The sequence below is a fragment of the Aestuariibaculum sp. M13 genome, from assembly GCF_024723255.1.
GTDB lineage: Bacteria > Bacteroidota > Bacteroidia > Flavobacteriales > Flavobacteriaceae > Aestuariibaculum > Aestuariibaculum lutulentum.
The window spans coordinates 392,308-415,568 of the sequence record NZ_JANIAC010000001.1 but is presented as its reverse complement, the minus strand read 5'-3'; the positions used below and the strand labels follow the sequence as shown (position 1 = coordinate 415,568).

The 23,261-nt window shown below is 36.8% G+C and carries 24 protein-coding genes; 15 read left to right on the top strand and 9 right to left on the bottom strand.

Going from position 1 to position 23,261, the window contains the following annotated elements:
• The first annotated feature begins 69 nt into the window (after positions 1-69).
• The 9 genes from NO995_RS01755 to NO995_RS01715 all read left to right on the top strand — a co-directional run bounded on the left by NO995_RS01755 (position 70) and on the right by NO995_RS01715 (position 5,453).
• Positions 70-846, top strand: coding sequence for a 3'-5' exonuclease (locus NO995_RS01755; protein WP_258226039.1), 777 nt, complete (start codon positions 70-72; stop codon positions 844-846).
• 24 nt (positions 847-870) lie between these two features.
• Positions 871-1,482 carry a fumarylacetoacetate hydrolase family protein gene (locus NO995_RS01750; RefSeq protein ID WP_258226038.1) on the top strand — a complete coding sequence of 204 codons (612 nt, stop codon included), beginning with the start codon at positions 871-873 and terminating at the stop codon, positions 1,480-1,482.
• On the top strand, positions 1,483-1,824 hold the full coding sequence (locus tag NO995_RS01745) for an Hpt domain-containing protein (RefSeq protein WP_258226037.1): 342 nt from the start codon (positions 1,483-1,485) through the stop codon (positions 1,822-1,824).
• 8 nt (positions 1,825-1,832) lie between these two features.
• Positions 1,833-3,083: a competence/damage-inducible protein A gene (locus NO995_RS01740; RefSeq protein WP_258226036.1), complete on the top strand. Its 1,251-nt coding sequence runs from the start codon at positions 1,833-1,835 to the stop codon at positions 3,081-3,083.
• 85 nt (positions 3,084-3,168) lie between these two features.
• On the top strand, positions 3,169-3,405 hold the full coding sequence (gene rpmB, locus NO995_RS01735; protein ID WP_188215045.1) for a 50S ribosomal protein L28: 237 nt from the start codon (positions 3,169-3,171) through the stop codon (positions 3,403-3,405).
• A gap of 25 nt (positions 3,406-3,430) precedes the next feature.
• Positions 3,431-3,613 (top strand): 50S ribosomal protein L33, encoded by a 183-nt coding sequence (gene rpmG, locus NO995_RS01730; RefSeq protein WP_007648529.1) that lies wholly within the window; start codon positions 3,431-3,433, stop codon positions 3,611-3,613.
• A 9-nt stretch (positions 3,614-3,622) separates the two neighbouring features.
• Positions 3,623-3,775 carry a DUF4295 domain-containing protein gene (locus NO995_RS01725; RefSeq protein WP_240571570.1) on the top strand — a complete coding sequence of 51 codons (153 nt, stop codon included), beginning with the start codon at positions 3,623-3,625 and terminating at the stop codon, positions 3,773-3,775.
• A 194-nt stretch (positions 3,776-3,969) separates the two neighbouring features.
• Positions 3,970-4,944, top strand: coding sequence for a signal recognition particle-docking protein FtsY (gene ftsY, locus NO995_RS01720; RefSeq protein WP_240571569.1), 975 nt, complete (start codon positions 3,970-3,972; stop codon positions 4,942-4,944).
• A gap of 80 nt (positions 4,945-5,024) precedes the next feature.
• The gene (locus tag NO995_RS01715) at positions 5,025-5,453 is read left to right on the top strand and encodes an SRPBCC domain-containing protein (protein ID WP_258226035.1); all 429 of its coding nucleotides are present in this window, start codon (positions 5,025-5,027) and stop codon (positions 5,451-5,453) included.
• On the opposite strand, the gene NO995_RS01710 is transcribed toward NO995_RS01715, so the two are convergent.
• Entirely contained in the window at positions 5,450-6,523 is a 1,074-nt protein-coding gene (locus NO995_RS01710) for a serine hydrolase (protein WP_258226034.1), read from the bottom strand. The two genes, NO995_RS01715 and NO995_RS01710, sit on opposite strands and share 4 nt — an antisense overlap.
• A 136-nt stretch (positions 6,524-6,659) precedes the next feature.
• On the opposite strand from NO995_RS01710, the gene rimO reads away from it, so the two are divergent.
• Both rimO and NO995_RS01700 read left to right on the top strand, forming a co-directional pair.
• A complete protein-coding gene (gene rimO / locus NO995_RS01705) occupies positions 6,660-7,961 on the top strand; it encodes a 30S ribosomal protein S12 methylthiotransferase RimO (protein ID WP_258226033.1) in 1,302 nt (433 codons plus the stop codon).
• Positions 7,962-8,368: 407 nt separating this feature from the next.
• The gene (locus NO995_RS01700; protein ID WP_258226032.1) at positions 8,369-9,055 is read left to right on the top strand and encodes a peptidoglycan DD-metalloendopeptidase family protein; all 687 of its coding nucleotides are present in this window, start codon (positions 8,369-8,371) and stop codon (positions 9,053-9,055) included.
• On the opposite strand, the gene NO995_RS01695 is transcribed toward NO995_RS01700, so the two are convergent.
• The 7 genes from NO995_RS01695 to NO995_RS01665 form a co-directional block, all read right to left on the bottom strand.
• Positions 9,052-9,402 carry a hypothetical protein gene (locus NO995_RS01695; protein ID WP_258226031.1) on the bottom strand — a complete coding sequence of 117 codons (351 nt, stop codon included), beginning with the start codon at positions 9,400-9,402 and terminating at the stop codon, positions 9,052-9,054. The two genes, NO995_RS01700 and NO995_RS01695, sit on opposite strands and share 4 nt — an antisense overlap.
• A 91-nt stretch (positions 9,403-9,493) precedes the next feature.
• The gene (secA, locus tag NO995_RS01690) at positions 9,494-12,850 is read right to left on the bottom strand and encodes a preprotein translocase subunit SecA (RefSeq protein WP_258226030.1); all 3,357 of its coding nucleotides are present in this window, start codon (positions 12,848-12,850) and stop codon (positions 9,494-9,496) included.
• A 166-nt stretch (positions 12,851-13,016) separates the two neighbouring features.
• Positions 13,017-13,238 (bottom strand): DUF2795 domain-containing protein, encoded by a 222-nt coding sequence (locus NO995_RS01685; protein ID WP_240571560.1) that lies wholly within the window; start codon positions 13,236-13,238, stop codon positions 13,017-13,019.
• Between the two features lie 178 nt (positions 13,239-13,416).
• Positions 13,417-13,992, bottom strand: coding sequence for a cob(I)yrinic acid a,c-diamide adenosyltransferase (locus tag NO995_RS01680; protein WP_258226029.1), 576 nt, complete (start codon positions 13,990-13,992; stop codon positions 13,417-13,419).
• A gap of 90 nt (positions 13,993-14,082) precedes the next feature.
• Entirely contained in the window at positions 14,083-14,847 is a 765-nt protein-coding gene (locus NO995_RS01675; protein WP_258226028.1) for an O-methyltransferase, read from the bottom strand.
• Positions 14,848-15,033: 186 nt separating this feature from the next.
• The gene (locus NO995_RS01670) at positions 15,034-15,246 is read right to left on the bottom strand and encodes a GIY-YIG nuclease family protein (RefSeq protein WP_375141540.1); all 213 of its coding nucleotides are present in this window, start codon (positions 15,244-15,246) and stop codon (positions 15,034-15,036) included.
• 104 nt (positions 15,247-15,350) lie between these two features.
• On the bottom strand, positions 15,351-17,213 hold the full coding sequence (locus NO995_RS01665) for an ABC-F family ATP-binding cassette domain-containing protein (RefSeq protein ID WP_258226027.1): 1,863 nt from the start codon (positions 17,211-17,213) through the stop codon (positions 15,351-15,353).
• Positions 17,214-17,316: 103 nt separating this feature from the next.
• Here NO995_RS01665 and NO995_RS01660 point away from each other — a divergent pair, with 103 nt between their 5' ends.
• The 4 genes from NO995_RS01660 (at position 17,317) to cysC (ending at position 22,093) form a co-directional block, all read left to right on the top strand.
• Positions 17,317-18,120, top strand: coding sequence for a polysaccharide biosynthesis/export family protein (locus NO995_RS01660; RefSeq protein ID WP_258226026.1), 804 nt, complete (start codon positions 17,317-17,319; stop codon positions 18,118-18,120).
• A 3-nt stretch (positions 18,121-18,123) separates the two neighbouring features.
• Positions 18,124-20,565, top strand: coding sequence for a polysaccharide biosynthesis tyrosine autokinase (locus NO995_RS01655; protein ID WP_258226025.1), 2,442 nt, complete (start codon positions 18,124-18,126; stop codon positions 20,563-20,565).
• Between the two features lie 148 nt (positions 20,566-20,713).
• Complete coding sequence (gene cysQ, locus NO995_RS01650; protein WP_258226024.1) at positions 20,714-21,502, top strand: 3'(2'),5'-bisphosphate nucleotidase CysQ; 789 nt, start codon at positions 20,714-20,716, stop codon at positions 21,500-21,502.
• A gap of 6 nt (positions 21,503-21,508) precedes the next feature.
• Positions 21,509-22,093 carry an adenylyl-sulfate kinase gene (gene cysC / locus NO995_RS01645; RefSeq protein WP_258226023.1) on the top strand — a complete coding sequence of 195 codons (585 nt, stop codon included), beginning with the start codon at positions 21,509-21,511 and terminating at the stop codon, positions 22,091-22,093.
• 193 nt (positions 22,094-22,286) lie between these two features.
• On the opposite strand, the gene NO995_RS01640 is transcribed toward cysC, so the two are convergent.
• Positions 22,287-23,231 (bottom strand): sulfotransferase domain-containing protein, encoded by a 945-nt coding sequence (locus NO995_RS01640; RefSeq protein WP_258226022.1) that lies wholly within the window; start codon positions 23,229-23,231, stop codon positions 22,287-22,289.
• Positions 23,232-23,261 lie beyond the last annotated feature (30 nt).

Here is a 23,261-nt window from a genome sequence, read left to right as displayed (position 1 = left end):
ATAAGAGATTGATGATTCGAATCAGGTTTCGAAGGAATCTATTCTCATTTAATGAGTAAAAATTATAGAATGCAACTTAATTTAAATAAGCCCATTTGTTTTTTCGATCTAGAAACAACAGGTGTAAACATTACAACCGACAGAATTGTTGAAATTGCCATTTTAAAAGTACATCCTAACGGAAAGGAAGAAAGTAAGCGTTGGTTGGTCAATCCAACCATTCCAATTCCTAAAGAAGTAACGGCCATTCATGGTATTTCAGATGAAGATGTAGCCGATAAACCAACGTTTAAGGAAGTTGCTAAAGAAGTTTATAACCTGATAAAGGATTCCGATTTAGGCGGATTTAACAGTAATCGATTTGACATTCCCTTGTTAGCTGAAGAAATGCTGCGTGCTGAGGTAGATTTCGATATGAAAAACAGATTGGCGGTAGATGTCCAAACCATTTTTCACAAAATGGAACAACGTACCTTAAGTGCTGCTTATAAGTTTTACTGCGATAAAAATCTAGAAGATGCACATACGGCAGAGGCCGATACTTTGGCGACTTACGAAGTGCTGAAAGCGCAGATCGCCAAGTACGACGATTTAGAAAACGACACCAAGTTTTTGGCAGAATTTAGTTCAAGAAAACAGTTTGCAGATTTTGCAGGATTCATAGCTTATAATAAAAATGGAGAAGAATGTTTCTCTTTTGGAAAACATAAAGGGAAATTAGTAACCGAAATTTTAGAGGCTGAACCAGGCTATTTTGGATGGTTGCTTAATGCCGATTTTCCGCTTTACACTAAAAAAGTATTAACATCCATTAAGCTAAGAAGCTTAAATAATAAACTTGGGTAATCTCTATTTCAATCTGTTTTAATTATGAAGATTATTTGCATCGGTAGAAATTATACCGAACATATTAACGAGTTGCAAAATGAAAAACCAACCGATCCGGTGGTTTTTTTGAAACCTGACACCTCGGTATTGTTAAAGAAACAACCGTTTTTTATTCCAGATTTTTCAAACGATGTACACCACGAAGTTGAGATCCTTGTTAAAATCAATCGCATTGGTAAGCATATCGACAGAAAGTTTGCGCATAAATATTATAGTGAGATTGGCTTGGGTATTGACTTCACGGCACGCGATCTGCAAAGCGAATTAAAAGCTAAAGGCCTACCTTGGGAAAAAGCAAAATCTTTTGATGGAGCAGCAGTAATAGGTGAGTGGTTACCGGTATCTGATTTCGAGGATATTAATGCCGTTGAATTTTCGTTAAAAAAGAACGAAAAAATTGTGCAATTAGGAAATACCAGCCACATGCTTTGGAAAATTGATGAATTAATAGAATATGTTTCTAAATATTTCACTTTAAAGATTGGAGATATTATATTTACGGGAACTCCATCTGGCGTTGAAAAAGTGAATGCAAACGATAAGCTCAAGGGCTATATAGGAGAAAAAGAAATGTTTTCAATAACAGTTAAATAAATGGAACAGCATTACAAATTAGAAAGAGTACGCGAATTAGCAGATAACGACGAAGATTTCATAAAAACTTTGGCTGAGGCGTTTTTAGAAGAAGTGCCGGAAGATGCCGAGCGTTTAAAAAAGGCCGTTGCCGAAAAAGATTATAATGAAGCCTATCAGGCGGCACATAAAATGAAACCTACAATAGATTTATTCGAATTAGGGGTTTTAGAAACGTTGATAGAAGTACAGGACTGGGGGAAGTTTACAAAAACAGATTTAGATATAACCAATCAACTGGAAATAGTAATAGCAGCTGTCGATAATGCCGTAGCTGAAATAAAATCAGACTTTAATATATAGAGAATTACATGTTAGCCGAAATCATCACCATAGGAGACGAACTTCTAATTGGTCAAGTTATTGATACCAATTCTGCATTTATTGCAAAGCAGCTCAATAAAATTGGGGTTTCGGTGTATCAGATAACCTCGGTTCAGGATGATAAGGATCATATATTAAAGGCGCTTGAAGATGCTGAAAAACATGTCGATGTCGTTATTCTTACCGGAGGTTTAGGACCAACGAAAGACGATATTACTAAAAAAACGATAGCCGAGTATTTTGGTGATACTTTAGTGAGGAACGAAGCTGTTCTAAAAAATATAGAGACTATTTGGAGTGGACACGTAAGCGGACTTTTACTTCAGGTAAATAAAGATCAGGCTTTAGTGCCTTCGAAATCTAAAGTACTTATGAACCGTTTAGGAACGGCACCAGGTATGTGGATGGAAAAAGGAGATAAGACCTTTATTTCGCTTCCGGGTGTACCACATGAGATGCAGGCTTTGGTTGAAAACGAAGTCATTCCAAAAGTTAAAGGCAAATACAATTGTCCTTTTATTTTACACAAAACTTTATTGGTTTATGGCTTAGGTGAAAGCGCCCTTGCCGAACGTATTGAGGCCTGGGAAGATGCTTTGCCTAAATATATTAAACTGGCGTATTTGCCAAGTTTGGGTAAAATGCGTTTGCGCCTATCCGCGAAAGGATTTGATGAAACCGAGTTGCGTAAAAATGTAGATGCCGAAATCGCGAAAGTTATTCCTTTAATTAAAGACGAGTTTTTCGGATTAGAGGATGAAGAGGGTTCTGTTGAAGTGGTAATCGCTAACAGATTGACCAAAATAGGGAAGACCCTGGCTATGGCCGAAAGTTGTACAGGAGGAAAAATTGCCGAGCAATTCACATCACACCCGGGGGCATCAGCTTATTTTAAGGGAGGTGTTGTAACGTATTCTACACAATCGAAAATCAATATTTTAGGAATTTCAAAAGAACTTGTTGAAGAGCATTCGGTGGTTAGCAAAGCTGTTGTTGAAGCGATGGCTAAAAATGCTTTAGATTTATTTCAATCAGACTTTGCCGTAGCCACGACAGGTAATGCCGGACCAAGTAAAGGCGATTCTGATGCCGAAATTGGTACGGTTCATATTGCCATTGCTACAAAAAATGGGGTCTATTCAGAAAAATTTATGCTTGGAAATCAGCGTGTGAAAGTGATTGATAAAGCAGTAAATAAGGCCTTGGAAATGCTTTTAAAAGAAATTTTTAAAAATTGATGAAATTTAAGTTGTTACAAATGAAAGAATTTGTATATTTGCACCTCGATTTTAAACAATAAAGAAAATTTAAAGTTATATAATAATGTCAAGAGTTTGTGAACTAACAGGAAAGAAGGCAATGGTTGGAAACAACGTGTCTCATGCTATGAATAAAACTAAACGCAAATTTAATGCGAATTTAGTAAAGAAACGTTTTTACATTCCAGAAGAAGACAACTGGATAACTTTAAAGGTTTCTACATCTGCATTAAAAACTATCAATAAAATTGGTATTTCTGCAGCGTTAAAAGAGGCAAAGTCTAAAGGATTTTTAAAATAATAGCCACATTTAATACGATAGAAAAATGGCAAAGAAAGGTAATAGAATACAGGTAATTTTAGAGTGTACTGAGCACAAAGAGTCTGGACAACCAGGAACTTCAAGATACATCACTACAAAAAATAAAAAGAATACGCCAGACAGAATGGAGATTAAAAAATTTAATCCTATCCTTAAGCGTATGACTGTTCACAAAGAAATAAAATAATTATTAGTCATGGCAAAGAAAACAGTAGCATCGTTACAAACGTCTTCTAAAAGATTAACAAAAGCGATTAAAATGGTAAAGTCACCAAAAACTGGTGCTTATATGTTTGTTGAGTCTATCATGGCTCCTGAAGTAGTTGATGATTACTTTAAACAAAAGTAAAAACAAACTTTTTTGAGATATACAAAGCTGCTTTCATTTCGAAAGCAGCTTTTTTATATTTATATTTGACAGGTTTCTGCCATAATTTTTGAAAATAATTGTGGTAGGGAATTTGACAATAGTGTTGTAGTCGTTTTTTAACCAACCAGGGTTTTAAGACGCTTAACATAGTAACCAACCAATAAAAGTGAACAATGAGCTTTTTTAAAAAAATATTTTCTTCAGAAAAAAAGGAAACTCTTGATAAGGGGTTAGAAAAATCAAAAACCAGTTTTTTTGGTAAGTTAAGTAAAGCCGTAGCAGGAAAATCTAAGGTAGATGATGAAGTTTTAGATAACCTGGAGGAAGTATTGGTTAGTAGTGATGTTGGTGTTAATACCACATTAAAAGTTATTGAGCGTATAGAAGAACGTGTATCTAAAGATAAATATTTAGGTACTGAAGAGCTCAATCAGATTTTACGTGAAGAAATAGCTGGGTTATTAAGTGAAACAAATACAGGAGAAGAAACCGAATATACGATTCCTGCATTAGCACCTCAGGCAGACGGAACAAAAACACCGTATGTTTTAATGGTTGTAGGGGTTAATGGCGTTGGAAAAACAACAACCATTGGTAAGTTAGCATATCAATTCAAGAAAAAAGGGTTGAATGTTGTTTTAGGAGCAGCCGATACCTTTAGAGCTGCAGCTATCGATCAGCTTCAGGTTTGGGCCGATCGTGTAGATGTGCCATTAGTAAAACAAGCTATGGGAAGCGATCCGGCTTCAGTGGCTTTCGATACCTTAAAAAGTGCGGTGTCGCAAAATGCAGATGTGGTAATTATCGATACTGCCGGTCGTTTACATAATAAAGTTAACTTAATGAATGAGCTAACCAAGGTGAAGCGTGTCATGCAAAAAGTAGTTGCCGATGCACCTCACGATGTCTTGTTGGTGTTAGATGGTTCTACGGGGCAGAATGCTTTCGAACAGGCAAAACAGTTCACGGCAGCAACCGAAGTAACATCATTAGCCGTAACTAAGTTAGACGGAACAGCCAAGGGTGGTGTTGTTATTGGGATTAGCGATCAGTTTAAAATTCCGGTAAAGTATATCGGTGTAGGAGAAGGAATCGAAGATTTACAGGTATTTAATAAATACGAGTTTGTAGATTCATTCTTTAAATAATCACAAACGTATAAATGATATAAAAGGTAGTTGATTTTAAATTAACTACCTTTTTTTGTAGATATTTAGTAAATTTAGGTATGAGTTTTAATATTTACCATAACCTGATAATTAATGCGTCTCAAAAGGAGGTTTTTGATGCGGTGTCAAAGCCAGAACATCTCGATAACTGGTGGTCACTAAAAAGTACAGGAACTCCGGAGCTTGAAGCAGAATATAATCTGAATTTTACAGAGGAGTATAATTGGTTTTGTAAGGTTTCGAAAATTGAGCCTGACAGTATCATTGCTTTTAAAATGACGGTGTCTGATAAAGATTGGAATCCTACCACCTTTCAATTCGAATTGGAACCATATAAAGAAGGAACCATGCTAAAGTTTAGCCATGTGAACTGGCCGGAGGCAAATGATCATTTCAAGTATTCTTCGTTTTGCTGGGCGATGTTATTAAACGGATTGAAAAATTATTTAGAAAAGGGAATTATCGTTCCTTTTGAAGAACGTAATTAATTAATCACTTCATTTATTTTAGCCCACAACTCATTATCAAAATTAGATAGAGCAAAATTGTCAGCATCGGCAGCATCACCCATTCTAATCACTACAAGTTTCTTACTGGGTACGACATAAATTTTCTGATCGTTTTTTCCAAGAGCGGCATACATGTCATTTGGAGCATTCGGAATTAGAGAGCCACTAAATTGTAACTGAGTTTGTGGTAAATGATAACTTGATTTTCCATTTAACCACCATAAATAACCATAAGCTTCATTAATTGATTGTGAGGTTTTAATGGCATCATCAAAATAGGATTCAGGTATAATTTGAGTATCGTTCCATTTGCCTCTATTGTAAGCTAATAAGCCAAAACGAGCCATACTTCTCGTGTTACTGTAGTACACACTTAAGTTGTCAAGATTTAACCACGTACCAGACATACCAATTTTATCTCTTAGCTTTGTGCTGAAGTAATTACTCCAGGTATCATTTGTTGTTTCAGCTACAACATCTTGTAATTTGACATAAACATTATGATAGGCCCAACGCGTCCCGGCATCAGCCTTGTAAAATAGGTTTTCAGGAGAAACATCATCACCGTAACTATCGTCTATACCTGAAGTCATGGTTAACAGGTGTTTGCAGGTAATCAGGTTTTCCTGTTCTAAAGTCGTGCTGGTCCATCCTGTTCCTATATAGTCCGATACTTTGTTGTTAATGTTTATATAGCCTTCAGCTTCAGCAATACCGGTAACAGCAGAGGTTAGGGTTTTTCCGGCACTGGCCCAATACCAGGGTTTTGTTGCATTATGATCATTAAAATAGGTTTCCACAACAATTTTACCGTTTTGTAACATGATAAAACTCTTGGTGTTTTTTTCGGCAAGGAAATCGAGTAGGGGTTGTACTTCCGAAGTATTCCAGTTAGCATCAGTAACAGATATGGTTTCCCATGTATCAGAATTTATTGGTGGAAAATAAAGGCTAACATCTTCGGTTTGATCATCCTTAACGGATTCATCTTTAGAACAATTAAAGAGAAGGAAAAATAATATTATGATTAAGTAGGGCAGCTTTTTCATAATCAGTGTTTTAGGTTAAGGTAGTTAAATATACTAAAGGTTTCTTAATATCAGGAGTTAATCGCACTAAAAACAAAATCTAGGCATAAAAATCGACTATGATTATGTATCTTTGCGCCCTGATTTAATAAAAATTATGCGTACAAAATCACTTAAAAAGAACAGGATTAATGTAGTAACCTTAGGTTGTAGTAAAAATGTTTACGACAGCGAAGTTTTAATGGGGCAACTGAAAGCCAGTGGTAAGGATGTTGTTCATGAAGAAGAAGGTAATATTGTTGTGATTAATACCTGTGGATTTATTAACAATGCCAAAGAAGAAAGCGTGAATACTATTTTAGAGTACATGCAGAAGAAGGAGGATGGCGAAGTTGATAAAGTCTTTGTTACAGGATGTTTAAGTGAACGCTATAAGCCGGATTTAGAAAAGGAAATTCCGAATGTCGATCAGTATTTCGGAACCACTGAATTACCAGGATTATTAAAAGCTTTAGGTGCCGATTATAAACACGAATTAATAGGTGAGCGTTTAACGACAACACCTAAAAATTATGCGTATTTAAAAATAGCCGAAGGTTGCGACCGTCCGTGTAGCTTCTGTGCCATTCCATTAATGCGTGGTAAGCACAAAAGCACGCCTATTGAAGATTTGGTTATTGAAGCTGAAAAATTAGCAGCTAATGGTGTTAAGGAGTTAATACTTATCGCTCAGGATTTAACCTATTACGGACTTGATTTATACAAAAAACGTAATCTGGCAGAATTACTTGAAGCTTTAGTGAAAGTTGAAGGTATCGAATGGATTCGTTTGCATTATGCATTCCCTACAGGTTTCCCAATGGACGTGTTGGAGGTGATGAATCGTGAGCCAAAAATCTGTAATTATTTAGATATTCCGTTGCAACACATTTCAGATGCTATTTTAAAGAGTATGCGTCGTGGTACAACCAAAGAAAAAACCACGAAGTTACTGAAAGACTTTAGAGCAGCTGTACCAAACATGACCATTCGTACCACGTTAATCGTGGGATATCCGGGAGAAACTCAGGAAGATTATGAAACTCTTAGAGACTGGGTGAAAGAGATGCGTTTTGAGCGTTTAGGTTGTTTTACGTATAGTCATGAGGAAAATACGCATGCGTATACTTTAGAGGACGATGTTCCGGAAGAAGTAAAACAAGAGCGTGCCAACGAAATTATGGAAATCCAGTCGCAGATTTCTTGGGAATTAAATCAGGAGAAAATCGGTCAGGAATTTAAAGTGGTTATCGATAGAAAAGAAGGAAACTACTTTGTAGGTCGTACGGAATTCGATTCTCCGGATGTAGATAACGAAGTGTTAATCGATGCCAGCACGACATACTTAAAAACTGGTGAATTTGCTACTGTAAAAGTAACTGATGCTGCCGATTTCGATTTATACGCTGAAGTGGTTTAATCAGGCAGTTAGATACATTAGAATTTAAGAAAATTAGAAATGGCGTCAATTCAAGTGATTCCGAGTAATTAGAGATTGTATAGAGGTTTATACTTTTTTGAGTTTCTTTTTTCTTTAACCGTTATTAGTTTTTCTATCTTTTTTGTCAAAACACATGAGTGAGCTACAGGCTATTTTCAGTCATAGGTCGTTTTTATTTCTTATGGGAGGCAAAATTTAGGATTGAAGGAGAATTGTGAAGAGAAGTTAAGTGTAGGCAATCATCAGAACGATCGGTGCGAAGCAATGACCTAAAATAGTCTTGACTTTTTTGGTTCGTTTTTGTGTCAAGACAAAATGAACATATCTAAACCATTTCTTTGTTTAGATTTTCTAATTTAGATTATTAAATTTTGACATCAAGGAATATGAAATTATTCTCAGAAACGCTGAATACTTCAATAATAAAACCAATAAGTGTTTTAGATATTCCAAATACTGGTGAAAACTATGTGGCTATAGACTTATCTGAAACCAATACTGTTTTAGATCAAGTGGATGTGTCTTCTTCTGAAAAATTCAGTCAATATATTGAGTCGTATCTGACATCTAATAAGGCCGATGTGGCTTTTGGTGGCTATTTGGAGCCTAGAAACATTTACAAACGTAGTTTGCATTTTAATCAGGAAGATAACCTTACAGAGCGCAACATCCATTTGGGGATTGATTTATGGTGTTCAGCCGGAACAGCTGTTCAGGCAGCTCTAGATGGAGAAGTGCATAGTTTTAAAAATAATACCAATTTTGGCGATTATGGTCCGACCATTATTTTAAAACATCAGGTTGCCGGTATTGAATTTTATACCCTTTACGGACATTTAAGTTTGGAATCGATAGAGAATTTAAAAGAGGGTGAAAAAGTAAAACAAGGCGAATGTATTGCCGCTTTAGGTGAACCAAAAGTTAACGGCGATTATCCGCCGCATTTGCACTTTCAGATTATAAAAGATTTGCAAGGATCTGAAGGTGATTATCCAGGTGTTTCTAATATAAGGGATTTAGACTTTTATATGACCAACTGCCCGGACCCTAATCAATTGTTGGGACTTTATTAAATATAATCTTTTAGCTCTGCTTTGAGTTTGTGGTAAGCTCTTAATTTTCCTTTTAAAATCTCTTCCTCAGATTTGGATTCTGAAATTATAGCAGGAGGTTCAAAGTTCTCATTAATGACTTCAATGGTAATTTTATCTCCTAATTTTAAAGGGGTGTCAATCCATTTAACATGTTGATGACTTTCAGAATCTAATCCAGATACACTAAGATCCAAACCTGTTTCAGGACTTAGCTCTCTTTTGAAAGAATTTAAAATACAGGAAATGATAAAATTTTGGTCTTCAAGTCCGGCATTGGTTAGTAATTCATCATTTAAAGATACTCTAAATCCGTTGTTATTGTTCATGATATTTTAGGATTAATCAAATGGAATATAAAAAAAAATCCGACAAACATGTCGGATTTTTTATTTTTATCTCTGTTTTATAGGTGTAATATTAATCTTCAACAAGAACCCATTCACCTTTAGCTAATAAAGGTTCGGCTTGTTTGTATTTTACAGATTTGCTTTCACCGTTCATAACATTTTTAATAGTCACATGATCGTTACGACCAATTTTTGCATGGTCGCGTACAATAGTTTCAGTGACTTGAGGTCGCTGCTGTTGGGTGTTTGCTACAGCTCTGTTTTGAGCAGAACGCTCATCTAAATTAGGAATTTCCTCTTTTTCGATGTTTAATTTTTCCTGTCTGCGTTCTCTGGCTTCCTGAATGGTTTCCTGAGTTTCCTGAGGTAATTCACCTTTAAATAAGAAGGAGATGACATCTTTATTCACTTGGTCAATCATGGCTTTGAATAACTCAAACGCTTCAAACTTGTAAATTAATAACGGATCTTTTTGCTCGTGAACGGCTAACTGTACCGATTGTTTCAACTCATCCATTTTACGTAAATGGGTTTTCCATGAGTCGTCAATAATTGCCAAGGTAATGTTCTTTTCGAAATCGGTAATTAATTGTTTACCGTTGGTTTCGTAAGCTTTTTCAAGATCGGTAACCACATTTAAACTCTTAATACCATCAGTAAATGGCACCACGATACGCTTGAAACGGTCACGCTGGTTTTCGTAAACATTTTTAATCACAGGGAAGGCGATTTCAGCGTTACGAGCCATTTTTTCTTTGTAGTGATCAAATGCAGCACGATATACTTTAGAAGTGATTTCCTGAGCAGAAAGTTTACCAAATTCATCTTCAGTAATTGGAGATGTTAAAGAGAAATAACGAATCAATTCAAACTCGAAATTTTTAAAATCGTTAGCACCTTTGTTTCCTTCAGAAATACCTTCAGCAGTATCGAATATCATATTCGCTAAGTCTACACGTAAACGCTCTCCAAATAAAGCGTGGTGACGACGTTTGTAAACCACTTCACGCTGTGCGTTCATCACGTCATCATATTCTAATAAACGCTTACGAACACCAAAGTTGTTTTCTTCTACTTTTTTCTGAGCACGCTCGATAGATTTAGAGATCATAGAATGCTGAATCACTTCACCTTCTTTAAGACCCATTCTGTCCATCATTTTGGCAATACGCTCACTACCAAATAAACGCATTAAATTGTCTTCAAGCGATACGTAGAATTGAGAACTTCCCGGATCTCCCTGACGACCAGCACGACCACGTAACTGACGGTCGACACGACGTGAATCGTGACGCTCAGTACCAATAATGGCTAAACCACCGGCTTTCTTAACCTCGTCGGTTAATTTAATATCGGTACCACGACCTGCCATATTGGTAGCAATGGTAACCTGACCTGGGCGACCTGCTTCGGCAACAATGTCGGCCTCGCGTTTATGTTGTTTCGCATTTAAGACGTTGTGAGATATTTTGCGAATACTAAGCATTTTACCAAGTAATTCACTAATCTCAACCGAAGTGGTACCAATTAATACTGGTCTGCCAGCTTCGGAAAGTTTTACAACTTCATCAATAACGGCGTTGTATTTTTCACGTTTTGTTTTGTAAACTAAATCATCTCGGTCATCACGAGCAATTGGGCGGTTAGTTGGAATTTCAACAACATCTAATTCGTAGATTTCCCAAAACTCACCAGCTTCAGTAACCGCTGTACCCGTCATACCAGAAAGTTTACGGTACATTCTAAAGTAATTTTGAAGGGTTACCGTTGCGAAGGTTTGCGTCGCATCTTCAATTTTTACGTTTTCTTTAGCTTCAATCGCTTGATGTAAGCCGTCTGAATAACGACGACCATCCATAATACGACCAGTTTGCTCATCGACAATCATAACTTTGTTGTCCATAACAACATACTGAATGTCTTTTTCAAACAGTGCGTAAGCTTTTAATAACTGATTTAAAGTGTGAATACGTTCAGATTTTACACCAAAATCTTTATAAAGCTCTTCTTTTAATGCCGCTTCTTCTTCTTTAGATAGGTTTTGCTGCTCGATTTTAGCAATTTCTAATCCTATTTCAGGTAAGATGAAGAAGTTTGGATTGTCTGCTCCGGATAGGAAATCAACCCCTTTGTCGGTTAATTCTACCTGATTATTTTTTTCTTCAATAACATAGTACAACTCGGCGTCAACCTTAGGCATCTCGCGGTTATTGTCCTGCATGTAGAAGTTTTCAGTTTTTTGTAAAAGTTGTTTTACACCTTCCTCACTTAAGAATTTAATAAGTGCTTTGTTTTTAGGCATACCGCGATAAACACGTAATAGTTGGAATCCACCTTCTTTGGTGTCACCTTCTTTAATAAGCTTTTTAGCTTCAGCTAAAACACCGGTTAAATATTTGCGTTGAACCGATACAATGTTATCAACTTTTGGTTTTAATTCAATAAACTCATGACGTTCACCTTGCGGAATAGGACCGGAGATGATTAACGGCGTACGTGCGTCATCGACTAATACAGAATCGACCTCATCGACAATCGCATAGTGGTGCGGACGCTGTACTAAATCGTTTGGCGAGTGTGCCATGTTATCACGTAGGTAATCGAAACCAAATTCGTTATTAGTTCCGTAAGTGATATCGGCATTATAAGCATTTCTTCGACCTTCAGAGTTTGGCTGATGATGATCAATACAATCTACGGTTAAACCATGGAACTGAAATAAAGGTGCCATCCAGGCGCTATCACGTTTTGCTAAGTAGTCGTTTACGGTTACTAAGTGCACCCCTTGACCAGCTAAAGCATTTAGGTAAACCGGTAATGTAGCAACCAAAGTTTTACCTTCACCTGTTTGCATTTCTGCAATTTTACCCTGGTGCATCGCCACACCACCAATAAGCTGTACATCGTAGTGAATCATATCCCAGGTGATGGCTTTTCCGGCAGCATCCCAGGAGTTCGCCCATGTGGCTTGTTCGCCTTCAAGGGTTACATAATCTTTAGATCCCGATAATTCTCTGTCGAAAGCACTAGCCGTAACGGTAATTGACGTGTTGTTGGCAAAACGCTTGGCTGTTTCTTTAACAACGGCAAAAGCTTCAGGTAAGATGTCGTTTAAAACCGCTTCGGTTTTTTCGTAAACTTCATCTTTTAGTTTATCGATATCGGCGTAGATATCTTCACGACGATCGATATCATCGGTATTTTCAGCTTCTTCAAGAAGTCCGTTTATTTTATCATTTAGAGGTTTAATCGCTTCAGCAATAAGACCTTTAAATTCGGTTGTTTTAGCACGTAAAGCATCGTGTGAAAGTCCTTCTAAAGAGGCTTCGAAGGATTTAATTTTATTAACTATAGGTGTGATGGCTTTAACATCTTGTTTCGATTTGTCGCCAACAAATACCTTAAGTACAGAATTTAAAAAACTCATGTGTTTATATGTTATTTAATTCCAGGGCTTGCCTGGAGGTGTTTCAGTTAGTTAACTGTATTTAGTGAATTGCTTCAAAGATACAGTTTGTAATGTGTTTTTATAAAGGTTAGGAACAAAAAAAAGCCTCGAATCGAGACTTTTTAACTTTTCCTTATACTTTATATTAATATTCGTCCTCGTTCCAGAGGTAATCTTCATCTGAGGGATAGTCTGACCAAATTTCCTCTATCGAATCGTAAGCGTCTCCTTCGTCTTCAATAGACTGCAAATTCTCAACAACTTCTAAAGGTGCACCAGTTCTAATAGCATAATCGATCAACTCATCTTTTGTTGCTGGCCAAGGAGCATCGCTCAAATAATTTGCTAATTCTAAAGTCCAATACATGTTAAATGTGTTTTAATTTTGTGCAAAAATAAATTTTTGAGTTAAACATGCAAGAAAAAAATCATTTATTTAACGGTAATTTAAAAGAACGTATTTTTTTACAGGAAAAACTTAGAAATTAATAGTTGCGTTACTAAAAATTAATAATTTGATTTTTCTTTTCGCTTATTGAAAATATTTAGGATTGTTTTTCGGGAATCCATTTAATTTCATAGGCTTGCAGGTCGTAGGACAACTTCCGTGCCAACACAAAAAGATAGTCAGATAGGCGGTTTAAGTAGATTAAACAGTTCGTGTCAACGGGTTCGATGTCATTAAGGGCAGTCGCTAAACGCTCGGCTCTACGGCATACACAGCGTGCTATGTGACAGAATGACACGGTTTGGTGACCGCCTGGAAGTACAAAGTGTGTCATAGGAGGTAAAGCGGCATCCATAGTATCCATTTCATGTTCCAAACGCGTGATGTTTTCTTCAGAGATCTTAGGAATATTTAAACGCTCTTTACCATTTTTTAGCACCACCTTCTCTGGGTCGGTAGCCATAATAGCGCCAACGGTAAATAAGCGGTCCTGAATATGAATTAAGGTTTCTTTATAATCTGCATTAATATTCTGGTCTCTGATGAGACCAAGATGTGAATTTAATTCATCGACAGTGCCGTAGCTTTCAATTCTTATATGGTGTTTAGGTACGCGAGTACCTCCAAACAGTGCAGTAGAGCCTTTATCTCCGGTTTTGGTGTAAATTTTCATAAGTTTATTTAAGCTTTAAAGCATATTACGAAGTTATAAGTAATAAATTAAACCTTAAAAAGAATTCGTGCGAAATTTTGAGATTGCGCGCTACAGACGAATAGTAAAATGTTCCTTTTCCTGTTCTTTTCTAAAGAATACCAATCCCCAGTAAAAGGTGTCGATAGTCACTTTTACTTTAGGATGCTGTTTAATGGTTTCCCAGGCTTCAGTCATGTCTTCAGACCAGTAAATGTCGTCAAAAATAAACACCGAGTCGTTATGTGTACTGTTTAATAAAGCTTCAAAATAAGCTAAAGTCGCCTGTTTTGTGTGATGACCATCAAAGAACACCAGATCGTAGGCATTTGATTTTAGGTTTTCAATAGCCGAACTAAAGTCGGAATGTATTAGTGTGGTATTCGTTAAACTTTTCAGGTTTTCCTTAGTGAAATTATAAATATTCGGGCAACCTTCAACGGTCGAAATCTTTGAGTTTTTGCCTAATGCCATGGCATGAGTTCCTATACCTAAAGAGGTTCCTAATTCTAATACCAGCTGGCATTCCAGATAATTCACTAAGCGGTATAATAATTTAGCACGCTTTAATGAGGTTCCGGCATGTTTGGCAATCGACCGAATGGGCCTGGTATTTTGATTGCTAGTAAGGGAACCAGCTCCTAAATCTGTGATGGTGATGATTTCTTTGTTGTTCGTTAATGCTTTTTTGTAAGCTGTAATAGCCTTGTATGCCGGGTAGGTTTTACGGTCGTAAAAGCATTTAGTAACTAAATTGTATACAAAAGGGGAGTGCACTCCATGTTGATTGCTGGAGCGGATTAAGAATTTCAGGTATTGTGAAACTTGGTATTTCATAAGGTATGATACTTATTCAAAATAGACGATTCAGAAATCAGTTAAGTGAAATTTTACGGTCAAGCTGAGCGCAGTCGAAGCTTTTTTGTTTTATTTGTATTTATGGTGAGTAGCATTTCTACATTCCGATAGAATTTGCAGCATATTATAGTCACCATTAATTAAAGCTTCTTTTTTTGCTCTGCTCTACTTTTTTATTTTCTTTTCAAAAGCAATCGCCTGTTCGGGGTGATTGAAATTTTGTTGGAATTCTAAAGATATTGGCCTTCTATTATACGTGTAGGCATTTTTTTTGAGACCCGATTGATGTTCAGAAAATCTTTTTTCTAAATTATTAGTTATTCCTGTATAGTATGTATCGTCACTACATTTAAGAATATAGACAAAGAAACATTTCATAACGGGTGAAGTTTAATGATCTACACAAACGTATAAAATTAATCTTAATATTTTTTTTAAATTGGGTTCGACTGCGATCACCCTGACAATTTTACTAGATCACACTACTCTTCCAGTTTAGACGATAACTCAAACCAGCGTTCTTCTTTGGCTTCAATGGCATCAATAATATCCTGAAGTTTTAAAGACAGCTCATTAATTTCATCTTGAGTTAAATCCGGATTATTGAATTTAGCTTCCATTTCTTTTTTATCGTAAGCTAAGGAATTCAGTTTACTTTCAATGTTTTTAAGCTCCTTTTCTTCATTATAACTCAGCTTATTCGCTTCATTCTGCTTCCAGGATTTCTTTTCCTTTTTGTCTTCGGTAACCGTTGGCTCGGCAGGCTGACTGTCTTCATACACACGGTAATCGGTGTAGTTTCCAGGGAAATCTTCAATCTCACCGTCACCCTTAAAGACTAAAAGGTGGTCTACAACCTTGTCCATAAAGTAACGGTCGTGAGACACCACGATAATACAACCCGGGAAGTCCATTAGGAAGCTTTCCAGTACATTAAGGGTTACGATATCTAAATCGTTGGTAGGCTCATCGAGAATTAAAAAGTTAGGATTCTGAATAAGAACGGTACATAAATATAAACGTTTACGTTCCCCGCCACTTAGTTTCTCAACAAAGTCGTATTGTTTTTTTCTGCTGAATAAAAAACGTTCCAGAAGTTGTTGCGCACTAATTTGTCTTCCTTTTTTTAAAGGGATGTAATCGCCAAACTCGCGGATGACATCAATAACTTTTTGCTCAGGTTTTATTTCAATACCATTCTGGGTGTAGTAACCAAACTTCACGGTTTCACCTAAAATCACTTTTCCTCCATCGGGCTCTGCAGTTTGGGTAAGAATGTTCAGGAAGGACGTTTTTCCGGTTCCGTTTTTACCAATAATCCCAACACGTTCTCCTTTTTGGAACGTATAGTCGAACTTATCTAAAATGATTTTCTCCTTAAAGGCTTTCGAGACTTTGTGGAACTCCAGAATCTTACTGCCCAGACGTTCCATATTCAATTCCAGTTGCACCTGGTGGTCTTTACGACGTTGATGTGCCCGGTGCTTGATATCGCTAAAATCGTCGATGCGCGATTTCGATTTGGTGGTACGTGCTTTTGGTTGGCGACGCATCCACTCCAGTTCCTTTTTAAAAAGTTGTTTGGCTTTACCGGTTTCAGTTTCGAATTGTTCAATACGGGCTTCACGCTTCTCTAAGTAATAGGAATAATTTCCTTTATAACTGTATAATTGCCCCTCATCCAGTTCGATAATTTCGTTACATACCCGCTCTAAAAAGTAGCGGTCGTGCGTTACCATAAACAGGGTAATATTTTCCTTGGCAAAGAAGGCTTCCAGCCACTCAATCATTTCCAGATCCAGATGGTTGGTAGGCTCATCGAGAATCAATAAATCCGGTTTGTTGATCAGGGCATTGGCCAGCGCCAGACGTTTTTTTTGACCTCCGGAAAGCGAACCCACTTTCTGATGTAAGTTGTCCAGCTTCAATTTAAAAAGAATCTGCTTGTACTGGGTTTCGAAGTCCCAGGCCTGATGCAGTTCCATTTGCTCGAAGGCTTTCTGGTAAGCATCGGCATCTTCTGGATTTTCCAGTGCCTTTTCGTAATTCCCTATAACTTTTAAAATATCGTTATCGCTGGCAAATATGGTTTCTTCTACAGTAAGGTCCGGGTTAAAATGCGGATCCTGAGATAAGAAGGACACCGTAATATCTTTTCGGTAAATCACCTGACCAGAGTCCGGGGTGTCTTCACCGGAAATGATACGTAAAATGGAGGTTTTTCCCGTTCCGTTTTTAGCAACAAAGGCTATTTTCTGGTCTTTGTGGATGCTAAATGAAATGTCCTGGAACAGTGAAAGTTCGCCGTAGGATTTCGATATATTTTCGACAGTTAAGTAATTCAAAAGTTATAATTTTTTGCAAATAACGTATAAAAAACCAAAAATACGGGTATATATTTTATACTTCCCTCTTAAAAGTTATATTTGTGATAAAGCTAAGCTCCATATGATAAAACAATTGTTCGGTATCTTCTGCCTTGTTATGACTGTATTGTGCAGCTCATGTATTACCAATAAGGATGTGGTGTATTTACAGGATAAAGGGAATGTGACGGCAAGCGATTCGCTTCAAATTCAAGCCTTGTCGAAACCTTACCGCATTCAGGTTAATGATATATTAAGTATTGATGTGAAGGCCTTAGATAAAGAGCTAGTAGAGATTTTTAACCCCACAACGTCTTCTTCAAACAATTCAGGAAGAGGGGCTGAACAGGGGCTTTACTTTTCTGGGTTTACAGTAGATTTACATGGAAATATCGAGTTTCCCATACTTGGGGAGTTAAATGTATTGGGGTATACCGTAGAGGAAATTGAAGCTATGGTAAAAAAGGAGCTTTTAGCGCAATATTTCAAGGAAACTGCTCAGATTTTTGTAACTGTTAAGTTAGCTGGATTAAAATATACCACCTTGGGGGAAATAAATGCCGGAACGCGTGTTATTTACAGAGACCGGGTGAATATACTTGAGGCGATTGCCAATGCAGGTGACATTAAGCTAACAGGGGACCGGAAGGATGTGATGATTATTAGGCAGTATCCGCAAGGACAAAAGATTCATCATATTGATTTAACTGATATCAACGCGATGAAGTCGGAGTTCTATTATATTCAACCAAACGACATGATTCTGGTGAAGCCTTTAAAACGTAAGGCTTTAGGAGGCGGTCAAACAGCCGTACAAAATCTAACAACTATTGTAAGTGTGTTTTCAGTATTGGTGAGTACTTATTTTATTATAAAGAGTCTATAAGCTATGGAAGACGATTATACATCCCCACAGTATACTTTGAATTTCGATTTTAAGGCTTTTTTATTACGGGCTTTAAGTTACTGGAAGTGGTTATTACTGGCATTAATTGTCGGGCTTTATGTGGTATATCAACAAAATATAAGGAAGGAGTTTCCGTATACTTTAGGTGCCTCTATATCTGTTCAGGATGATAAAAATCCATTATTTACTTCCAATACGAGCTTAATTTTTAATTATGGAGGTATTTCCGGTAAGATACAGGATGTATTACTCAATCTAAAATCCAGAAAGCATCATGAAAAGGTGGTGGATAGTCTGGATTTGTGTCTGAGTTATTTACAACAGGGGCGATTTCATATGACTGATATTTATAAGGCTGTGCCTTTTATTTTAGAAGGAGATTCTGATGCGTTTCAGGTTATTGGTCATCCTATTAAAATTACTTTTATTGATGATGAGCAATTTACCTTGTCTTACGATTTTGGTGAAGTTAAGTCTGTTGCAGTTCAGAACTTTAAAACAAAAGATATTAAGACTATTTCTGTTGTTAATAGTCAATTAGAACAAACCTATTCTTTTAATGATTATATCAATCTTGATGTCCTTAAAGGGCGCATTGTTAAAAATGAGAAGTCCCTTAACTTGTCCGGGAAGGAGTTTTATATTGAATATACCAATTATAATACCACAGTATCGCAATTTGTTAACCGTTTTTCTGTTGTTAATGAAGGTGGCACTCCACTGTTAACCCTTCGTTTAACCTATAGGAACAAAGCAAAAATAGTTGATTATCTTAATGCCAGTATCGCCATTTTGGATCGTGATTTATTACAGCGTAAAAACCAGTATGCCATTAATACCATTAATTTTATTGATAAGCAACTGGAACGAGTAAAAGCTGAGTTAACTAAAAAAGTAGATTCTCTAAATACATTTAAGAAAAAAAATAATATTTATGACATAAGTAGTGAAAGTAATTTGCTTGTTAATAAAATACAAGATTATGAGAATCAAAAACTGACTTTAGAAGAGTCTGTGTTGTATTATGATTTATTAAAGAGCTATTTAGAGACCAGTAAAGACTTTACTAACTTTCCGGCACCAGCGGTTCAGGGGATTGATGATGGGAATATTACTAAGGCTATTTCTCAAATCATCCAATTGTCGGGAGAAAAGTCTAAACTGGAGTATTCGGTGCGAAATGATGCCGCAGTTTTTGATGATTTAAACAGACAAATTGAAGGGCTTAAGCAGGTGATTTATGAGAGTGTATCGTCCAATAAGGCGAATATTAGATTTCAGATTCAAACCATAAACAGAAACATCGCCAATTTAGAGCGAGAGTTTTCAGTCATGCCTGAAAACCAACAAAAACTACAGGGAATTGAGCGTGAGTATTTGCTAAGTCAGAATACCTATAATTTATATTTAGCCAAACGAGGAGAAGCTGACCTCGTAAAAGCCTCTAATATTTCCGATATTATTATTATAGAGCCAGCTAAAGACATTGGGCAGGGGCCGCGAGTTACAAATTTAAGTATCCGCTATGTGTTTGCTATAATCGCTGCGTTTATCCCAATTTTACTAGTTGCTTTTATTGTAACTTTTTTTGATAGAAAAATTCATAATCCTGTAGATCTGGAACCGTTAACCAAGATGCCTCTTTTAGGTGTCGTAGGTTGGAGTAATGCCGATAGCAATCTGGTGGTATTAAAGAAATCGAATTCTGCTGTGGCTGAGGCTTTCAGGTCCATTCGTACCAGTTTGCAGTTTATTTATAAACGCCAGGAGGTATCAGGGTCTAAAACCGTTATGCTCACATCTTCTGTAAGTGGTGAAGGAAAAACCTTTTGTTCTATTAATATTGCTTCGGTATTTGCTTTAAGTGGTAAGAAAACCGTTCTGGTGGGGTTAGACTTACGTAAGCCTAAAATCTTTGATGACTTTGGAATAGAGAATACTACAGGAGCGGTTAATTATTTAATTGGTCAGGCAACTTTGATGGATATCGTCCAGCACACCAGTATAGAAAACCTGGATGTTATTACCTCGGGGCCAGTGCCTCCAAATCCGTCGGAATTATTGATCGGGGATTATATGCATGATTTAATTACCGATTTAAAATCACAGTACGATTATATTATACTGGATACGCCTCCGGTAGGACTGGTGTCTGATGCTCTGGAATTAACGCCTTATGTGGATGCGACCCTCTATGTGATTCGTCAGGATTATACCAAGAAAGATATGCTTCAATTAATTAACGATAGGTATAAAAAGGGTGAAGTAAAAAATATCAGTCTATTGTATAATTTCTATGATCAGAAGTCTAAATATGGCTATGGGTACGGCTACGGTTACGGTGCTTATGGTAACGGGTATCATGGAGAGAGTTCTAAGAAGCCAGGTTGGTTTGGGAAGTTGAAGAAGCGGTTTAAAGGTTAGTGGTTGTTAGTTCTCCGTTGTCCGTTGTGAGAAGTTGTTGACAGTGAGATTCCGAAACAAGTTCGGAATGACAGGATGAAGTTATTCTGTCATGCTGAATTCAGTTCAGCATCCTACGCTCAGGTAGGGAATAAAATATAAAATTATAATGAACAAACTACTATTAATAGCCATAAAAGCAGCCGTTGCAGCAGGAGCCGAAATCATGCAGGTATATTCGGGAGACTTTGAGGTACAACTTAAAGAAGATGACTCACCTCTAACAGTGGCTGATGAGCGCGCCAATGCAGTTATTAATTCTTATTTAACAGATACCGCTATTCCCGTGATTAGTGAGGAAAATAAGCAAATAGATTATGCGGTCCGTAAAGATTGGGACACTTGCTGGATGGTCGATCCGTTGGATGGTACCAAGGAGTTTGTAAAACGTAATGGGGAGTTTACGGTGAATATTGCTCTCATAGAAAAAGGGAAGCCTGTGTTGGGTGTTATTTATGTGCCGGTTACAGAAACCTTGTATTATGCTGAGGTAAAAACTGAAAAGGCATATAAGTGTAACATTCCTAATCATGCCTTTAGTGAAGATCTTTTAAACACCTCAGTTTCCATTAGTCCGGAATGGAATATAAGTTCCACGCTGCGTATTGTGGCCAGTAAATCCCATCAGAGTCCGGATACCGATGTGTTTATTAAGGAACTCAAGCAAGAAGGTTATGACGTGGAGCTGGTCTCAAAAGGCAGTTCTTTAAAATTCTGTTTAATGGCCGAAGGGTCTGCCGATATGTATCCGCGATTTGCACCCACCATGGAGTGGGATACGGCCGCCGGGCATGCCTTGTGTCTTGCCGTGGGATTAGAGGTATCGCAGATAGATCAGGATAAACCTTTAACGTACAATAAATCCAATTTGTTGAATCCTTATTTTATAGTTCAGTAGGCGGTTATGGAACATAATAAAAAGCAAGATTATAGTATTACCAAAACAGACAGGGTTGGCTTAAATAGGCATAAGCCTTGTTTAATCTGGTTCACGGGGCTTTCGGGTTCCGGTAAATCGACCATTGCCAATCTGCTGGAAAAGGAACTTCATAAACAGCAGATTCATACCTATACTCTTGATGGCGATAATTTACGCCGTGGCTTAAACAAGGATTTAGGGTTTACTAAAGAAGAGCGTGAAGAGAATTTGCGCCGAACAGCTGAAGTAGCCCGATTGTTTATTGATGCTGGTATGGTGGTGATTGCTGCCTTTATTTCTCCTTATAACAGTATTCGGGACATGATAAAAACCATTGTCGGGGAGCCTTATTATGTTGAGGTGTTTGTGAATACCCCTCTCGAAATTTGTGAACAACGTGATGTTAAAGGCTTGTATAAAAAGGCGAGAGCCGGAGAAATAAAAAACTTTACCGGTATTAGTGCGCCTTTTGAGATGCCTTTGAGTCCGACAATTGAAATTAAAACGGTTGAGGTTGCGCCTGAAGATGCGGTAAAAAAGATTTTGGATGTGTTGGAAGGGAAACTTTAGAGCTGAGATGTGAATAGGGAAAACATATATAAAAAGAGGAAGTAAGCTTCCTCTTTTTTGTTTAGGTGATGTACAGAATTTTAAGGACGTTGTAGGTTCCGTTGTTGAGGGCGTACTGGATACCGTTTATTTCCTGATATAAGGCTATCTTGATGCAGAACATTTTAAATCATGCCTGTAGTCATTATAATATTTATTCAAATGAATATTCAGGAAGTGGATTGGAGCTGGTGTACAGGGTAATTTTAAAATATTCCAAAACTTTACCCATATTTTGTAGTTGTTCTGGAGATAAATGTGTTTTCCAATGAGATAATCTTTTGGTGGTTTCAAGAGGGCTGTCAGCTTTTGTAGTGAAACTATTTTGTTTAAAATTAATTGAATTTAAATTGTATTTTACATCCCATGCATTTAATATTCGTTTTATAGACTTTTCTGGATTCAGCACCAAATCTTCGTACGTAAGAGTAATCCATTTTTTATTGTTGTTAGGGCTGGATAAAGGAATCATATTAGATATGCACCACATGGCTACAAGATTTTCTTCTTTTGTTTTAAGAGATTTTAGATACGATTCGTGAGTTTTGTAGATCGTGTTATATGGAGTGTTTGGTAATTTAAATTCAGAATAATCATAATTCCAGGCGCCATGTCTTAGTTGTGAACTTACTACAGCAAAAGGATGTCTTAAAAGATAAATGGGTTTATAGTTAAACTGAAAATTATTGCACAACCAGGGCAATAGTGCACTTCCTCTACAGATTTTGAACAACAGGCTTTTAGAGTAAAATATGTTATAAAAGGAGTTGTGTTTTAATATATCTTGAGTTAGTATTTTTCCAGTGAATAGTTGTGCAAATACATTATGTGCTTCGTTCCATTTTTCATGTTCAGGGATGTACTGTCTCCAGTCAAAATTGAGTGATTTAAAAGGGTTTTGTTTTTTGTTAAGGTGTAATGGCTCCCATATAATAGGTTCATTTGTGATGCTTTTTATGATTTCCATTAACCAGGTACTTCCTCCACGTGGATCCGCAAAAATGTAATGATTGTTAGCTATTTTATAGTTTTTGTAATTAACAATATAAGGTGTTAAAGTATTTTTTAATTTTCGTTTGGTGTTTTTAAGGCTTTTCATAAGGTAAATGTAACAAAATAAGGAGCAAAA

What these genes read in the sequence shown, in the direction of transcription:
- NO995_RS01685 (WP_240571560.1), bottom strand. Translation starts at nt 13,238, where the DNA reads ATGTATTGGACTTTAGAATTAGCAAATTATTTGAGCGATGCTCCTTGG.
- rimO (WP_258226033.1), top strand. Translation starts at nt 6,660, where the DNA reads ATGCGTACAAAATCACTTAAAAAGAACAGGATTAATGTAGTAACCTTA.
- NO995_RS01745 (WP_258226037.1), top strand. Translation starts at nt 1,483, where the DNA reads ATGGAACAGCATTACAAATTAGAAAGAGTACGCGAATTAGCAGATAAC.
- NO995_RS01670 (WP_375141540.1), bottom strand. Translation starts at nt 15,246, where the DNA reads ATGAAATGTTTCTTTGTCTATATTCTTAAATGTAGTGACGATACATAC.
- NO995_RS01675 (WP_258226028.1), bottom strand. Translation starts at nt 14,847, where the DNA reads ATGAAATACCAAGTTTCACAATACCTGAAATTCTTAATCCGCTCCAGC.
- NO995_RS01680 (WP_258226029.1), bottom strand. Translation starts at nt 13,992, where the DNA reads ATGAAAATTTACACCAAAACCGGAGATAAAGGCTCTACTGCACTGTTT.
- NO995_RS01640 (WP_258226022.1), bottom strand. Translation starts at nt 23,231, where the DNA reads ATGAAAAGCCTTAAAAACACCAAACGAAAATTAAAAAATACTTTAACA.
- NO995_RS01660 (WP_258226026.1), top strand. Translation starts at nt 17,317, where the DNA reads ATGATAAAACAATTGTTCGGTATCTTCTGCCTTGTTATGACTGTATTG.
- rpmB (WP_188215045.1), top strand. Translation starts at nt 3,169, where the DNA reads ATGTCAAGAGTTTGTGAACTAACAGGAAAGAAGGCAATGGTTGGAAAC.
- NO995_RS01695 (WP_258226031.1), bottom strand. Translation starts at nt 9,402, where the DNA reads ATGAACAATAACAACGGATTTAGAGTATCTTTAAATGATGAATTACTA.
- secA (WP_258226030.1), bottom strand. Translation starts at nt 12,850, where the DNA reads ATGAGTTTTTTAAATTCTGTACTTAAGGTATTTGTTGGCGACAAATCG.
- NO995_RS01715 (WP_258226035.1), top strand. Translation starts at nt 5,025, where the DNA reads ATGAGTTTTAATATTTACCATAACCTGATAATTAATGCGTCTCAAAAG.
- rpmG (WP_007648529.1), top strand. Translation starts at nt 3,431, where the DNA reads ATGGCAAAGAAAGGTAATAGAATACAGGTAATTTTAGAGTGTACTGAG.
- NO995_RS01725 (WP_240571570.1), top strand. Translation starts at nt 3,623, where the DNA reads ATGGCAAAGAAAACAGTAGCATCGTTACAAACGTCTTCTAAAAGATTA.
- ftsY (WP_240571569.1), top strand. Translation starts at nt 3,970, where the DNA reads ATGAGCTTTTTTAAAAAAATATTTTCTTCAGAAAAAAAGGAAACTCTT.
- NO995_RS01655 (WP_258226025.1), top strand. Translation starts at nt 18,124, where the DNA reads ATGGAAGACGATTATACATCCCCACAGTATACTTTGAATTTCGATTTT.
- NO995_RS01755 (WP_258226039.1), top strand. Translation starts at nt 70, where the DNA reads ATGCAACTTAATTTAAATAAGCCCATTTGTTTTTTCGATCTAGAAACA.
- cysC (WP_258226023.1), top strand. Translation starts at nt 21,509, where the DNA reads ATGGAACATAATAAAAAGCAAGATTATAGTATTACCAAAACAGACAGG.
- NO995_RS01710 (WP_258226034.1), bottom strand. Translation starts at nt 6,523, where the DNA reads ATGAAAAAGCTGCCCTACTTAATCATAATATTATTTTTCCTTCTCTTT.
- NO995_RS01750 (WP_258226038.1), top strand. Translation starts at nt 871, where the DNA reads ATGAAGATTATTTGCATCGGTAGAAATTATACCGAACATATTAACGAG.
- cysQ (WP_258226024.1), top strand. Translation starts at nt 20,714, where the DNA reads ATGAACAAACTACTATTAATAGCCATAAAAGCAGCCGTTGCAGCAGGA.
- NO995_RS01700 (WP_258226032.1), top strand. Translation starts at nt 8,369, where the DNA reads ATGAAATTATTCTCAGAAACGCTGAATACTTCAATAATAAAACCAATA.
- NO995_RS01740 (WP_258226036.1), top strand. Translation starts at nt 1,833, where the DNA reads ATGTTAGCCGAAATCATCACCATAGGAGACGAACTTCTAATTGGTCAA.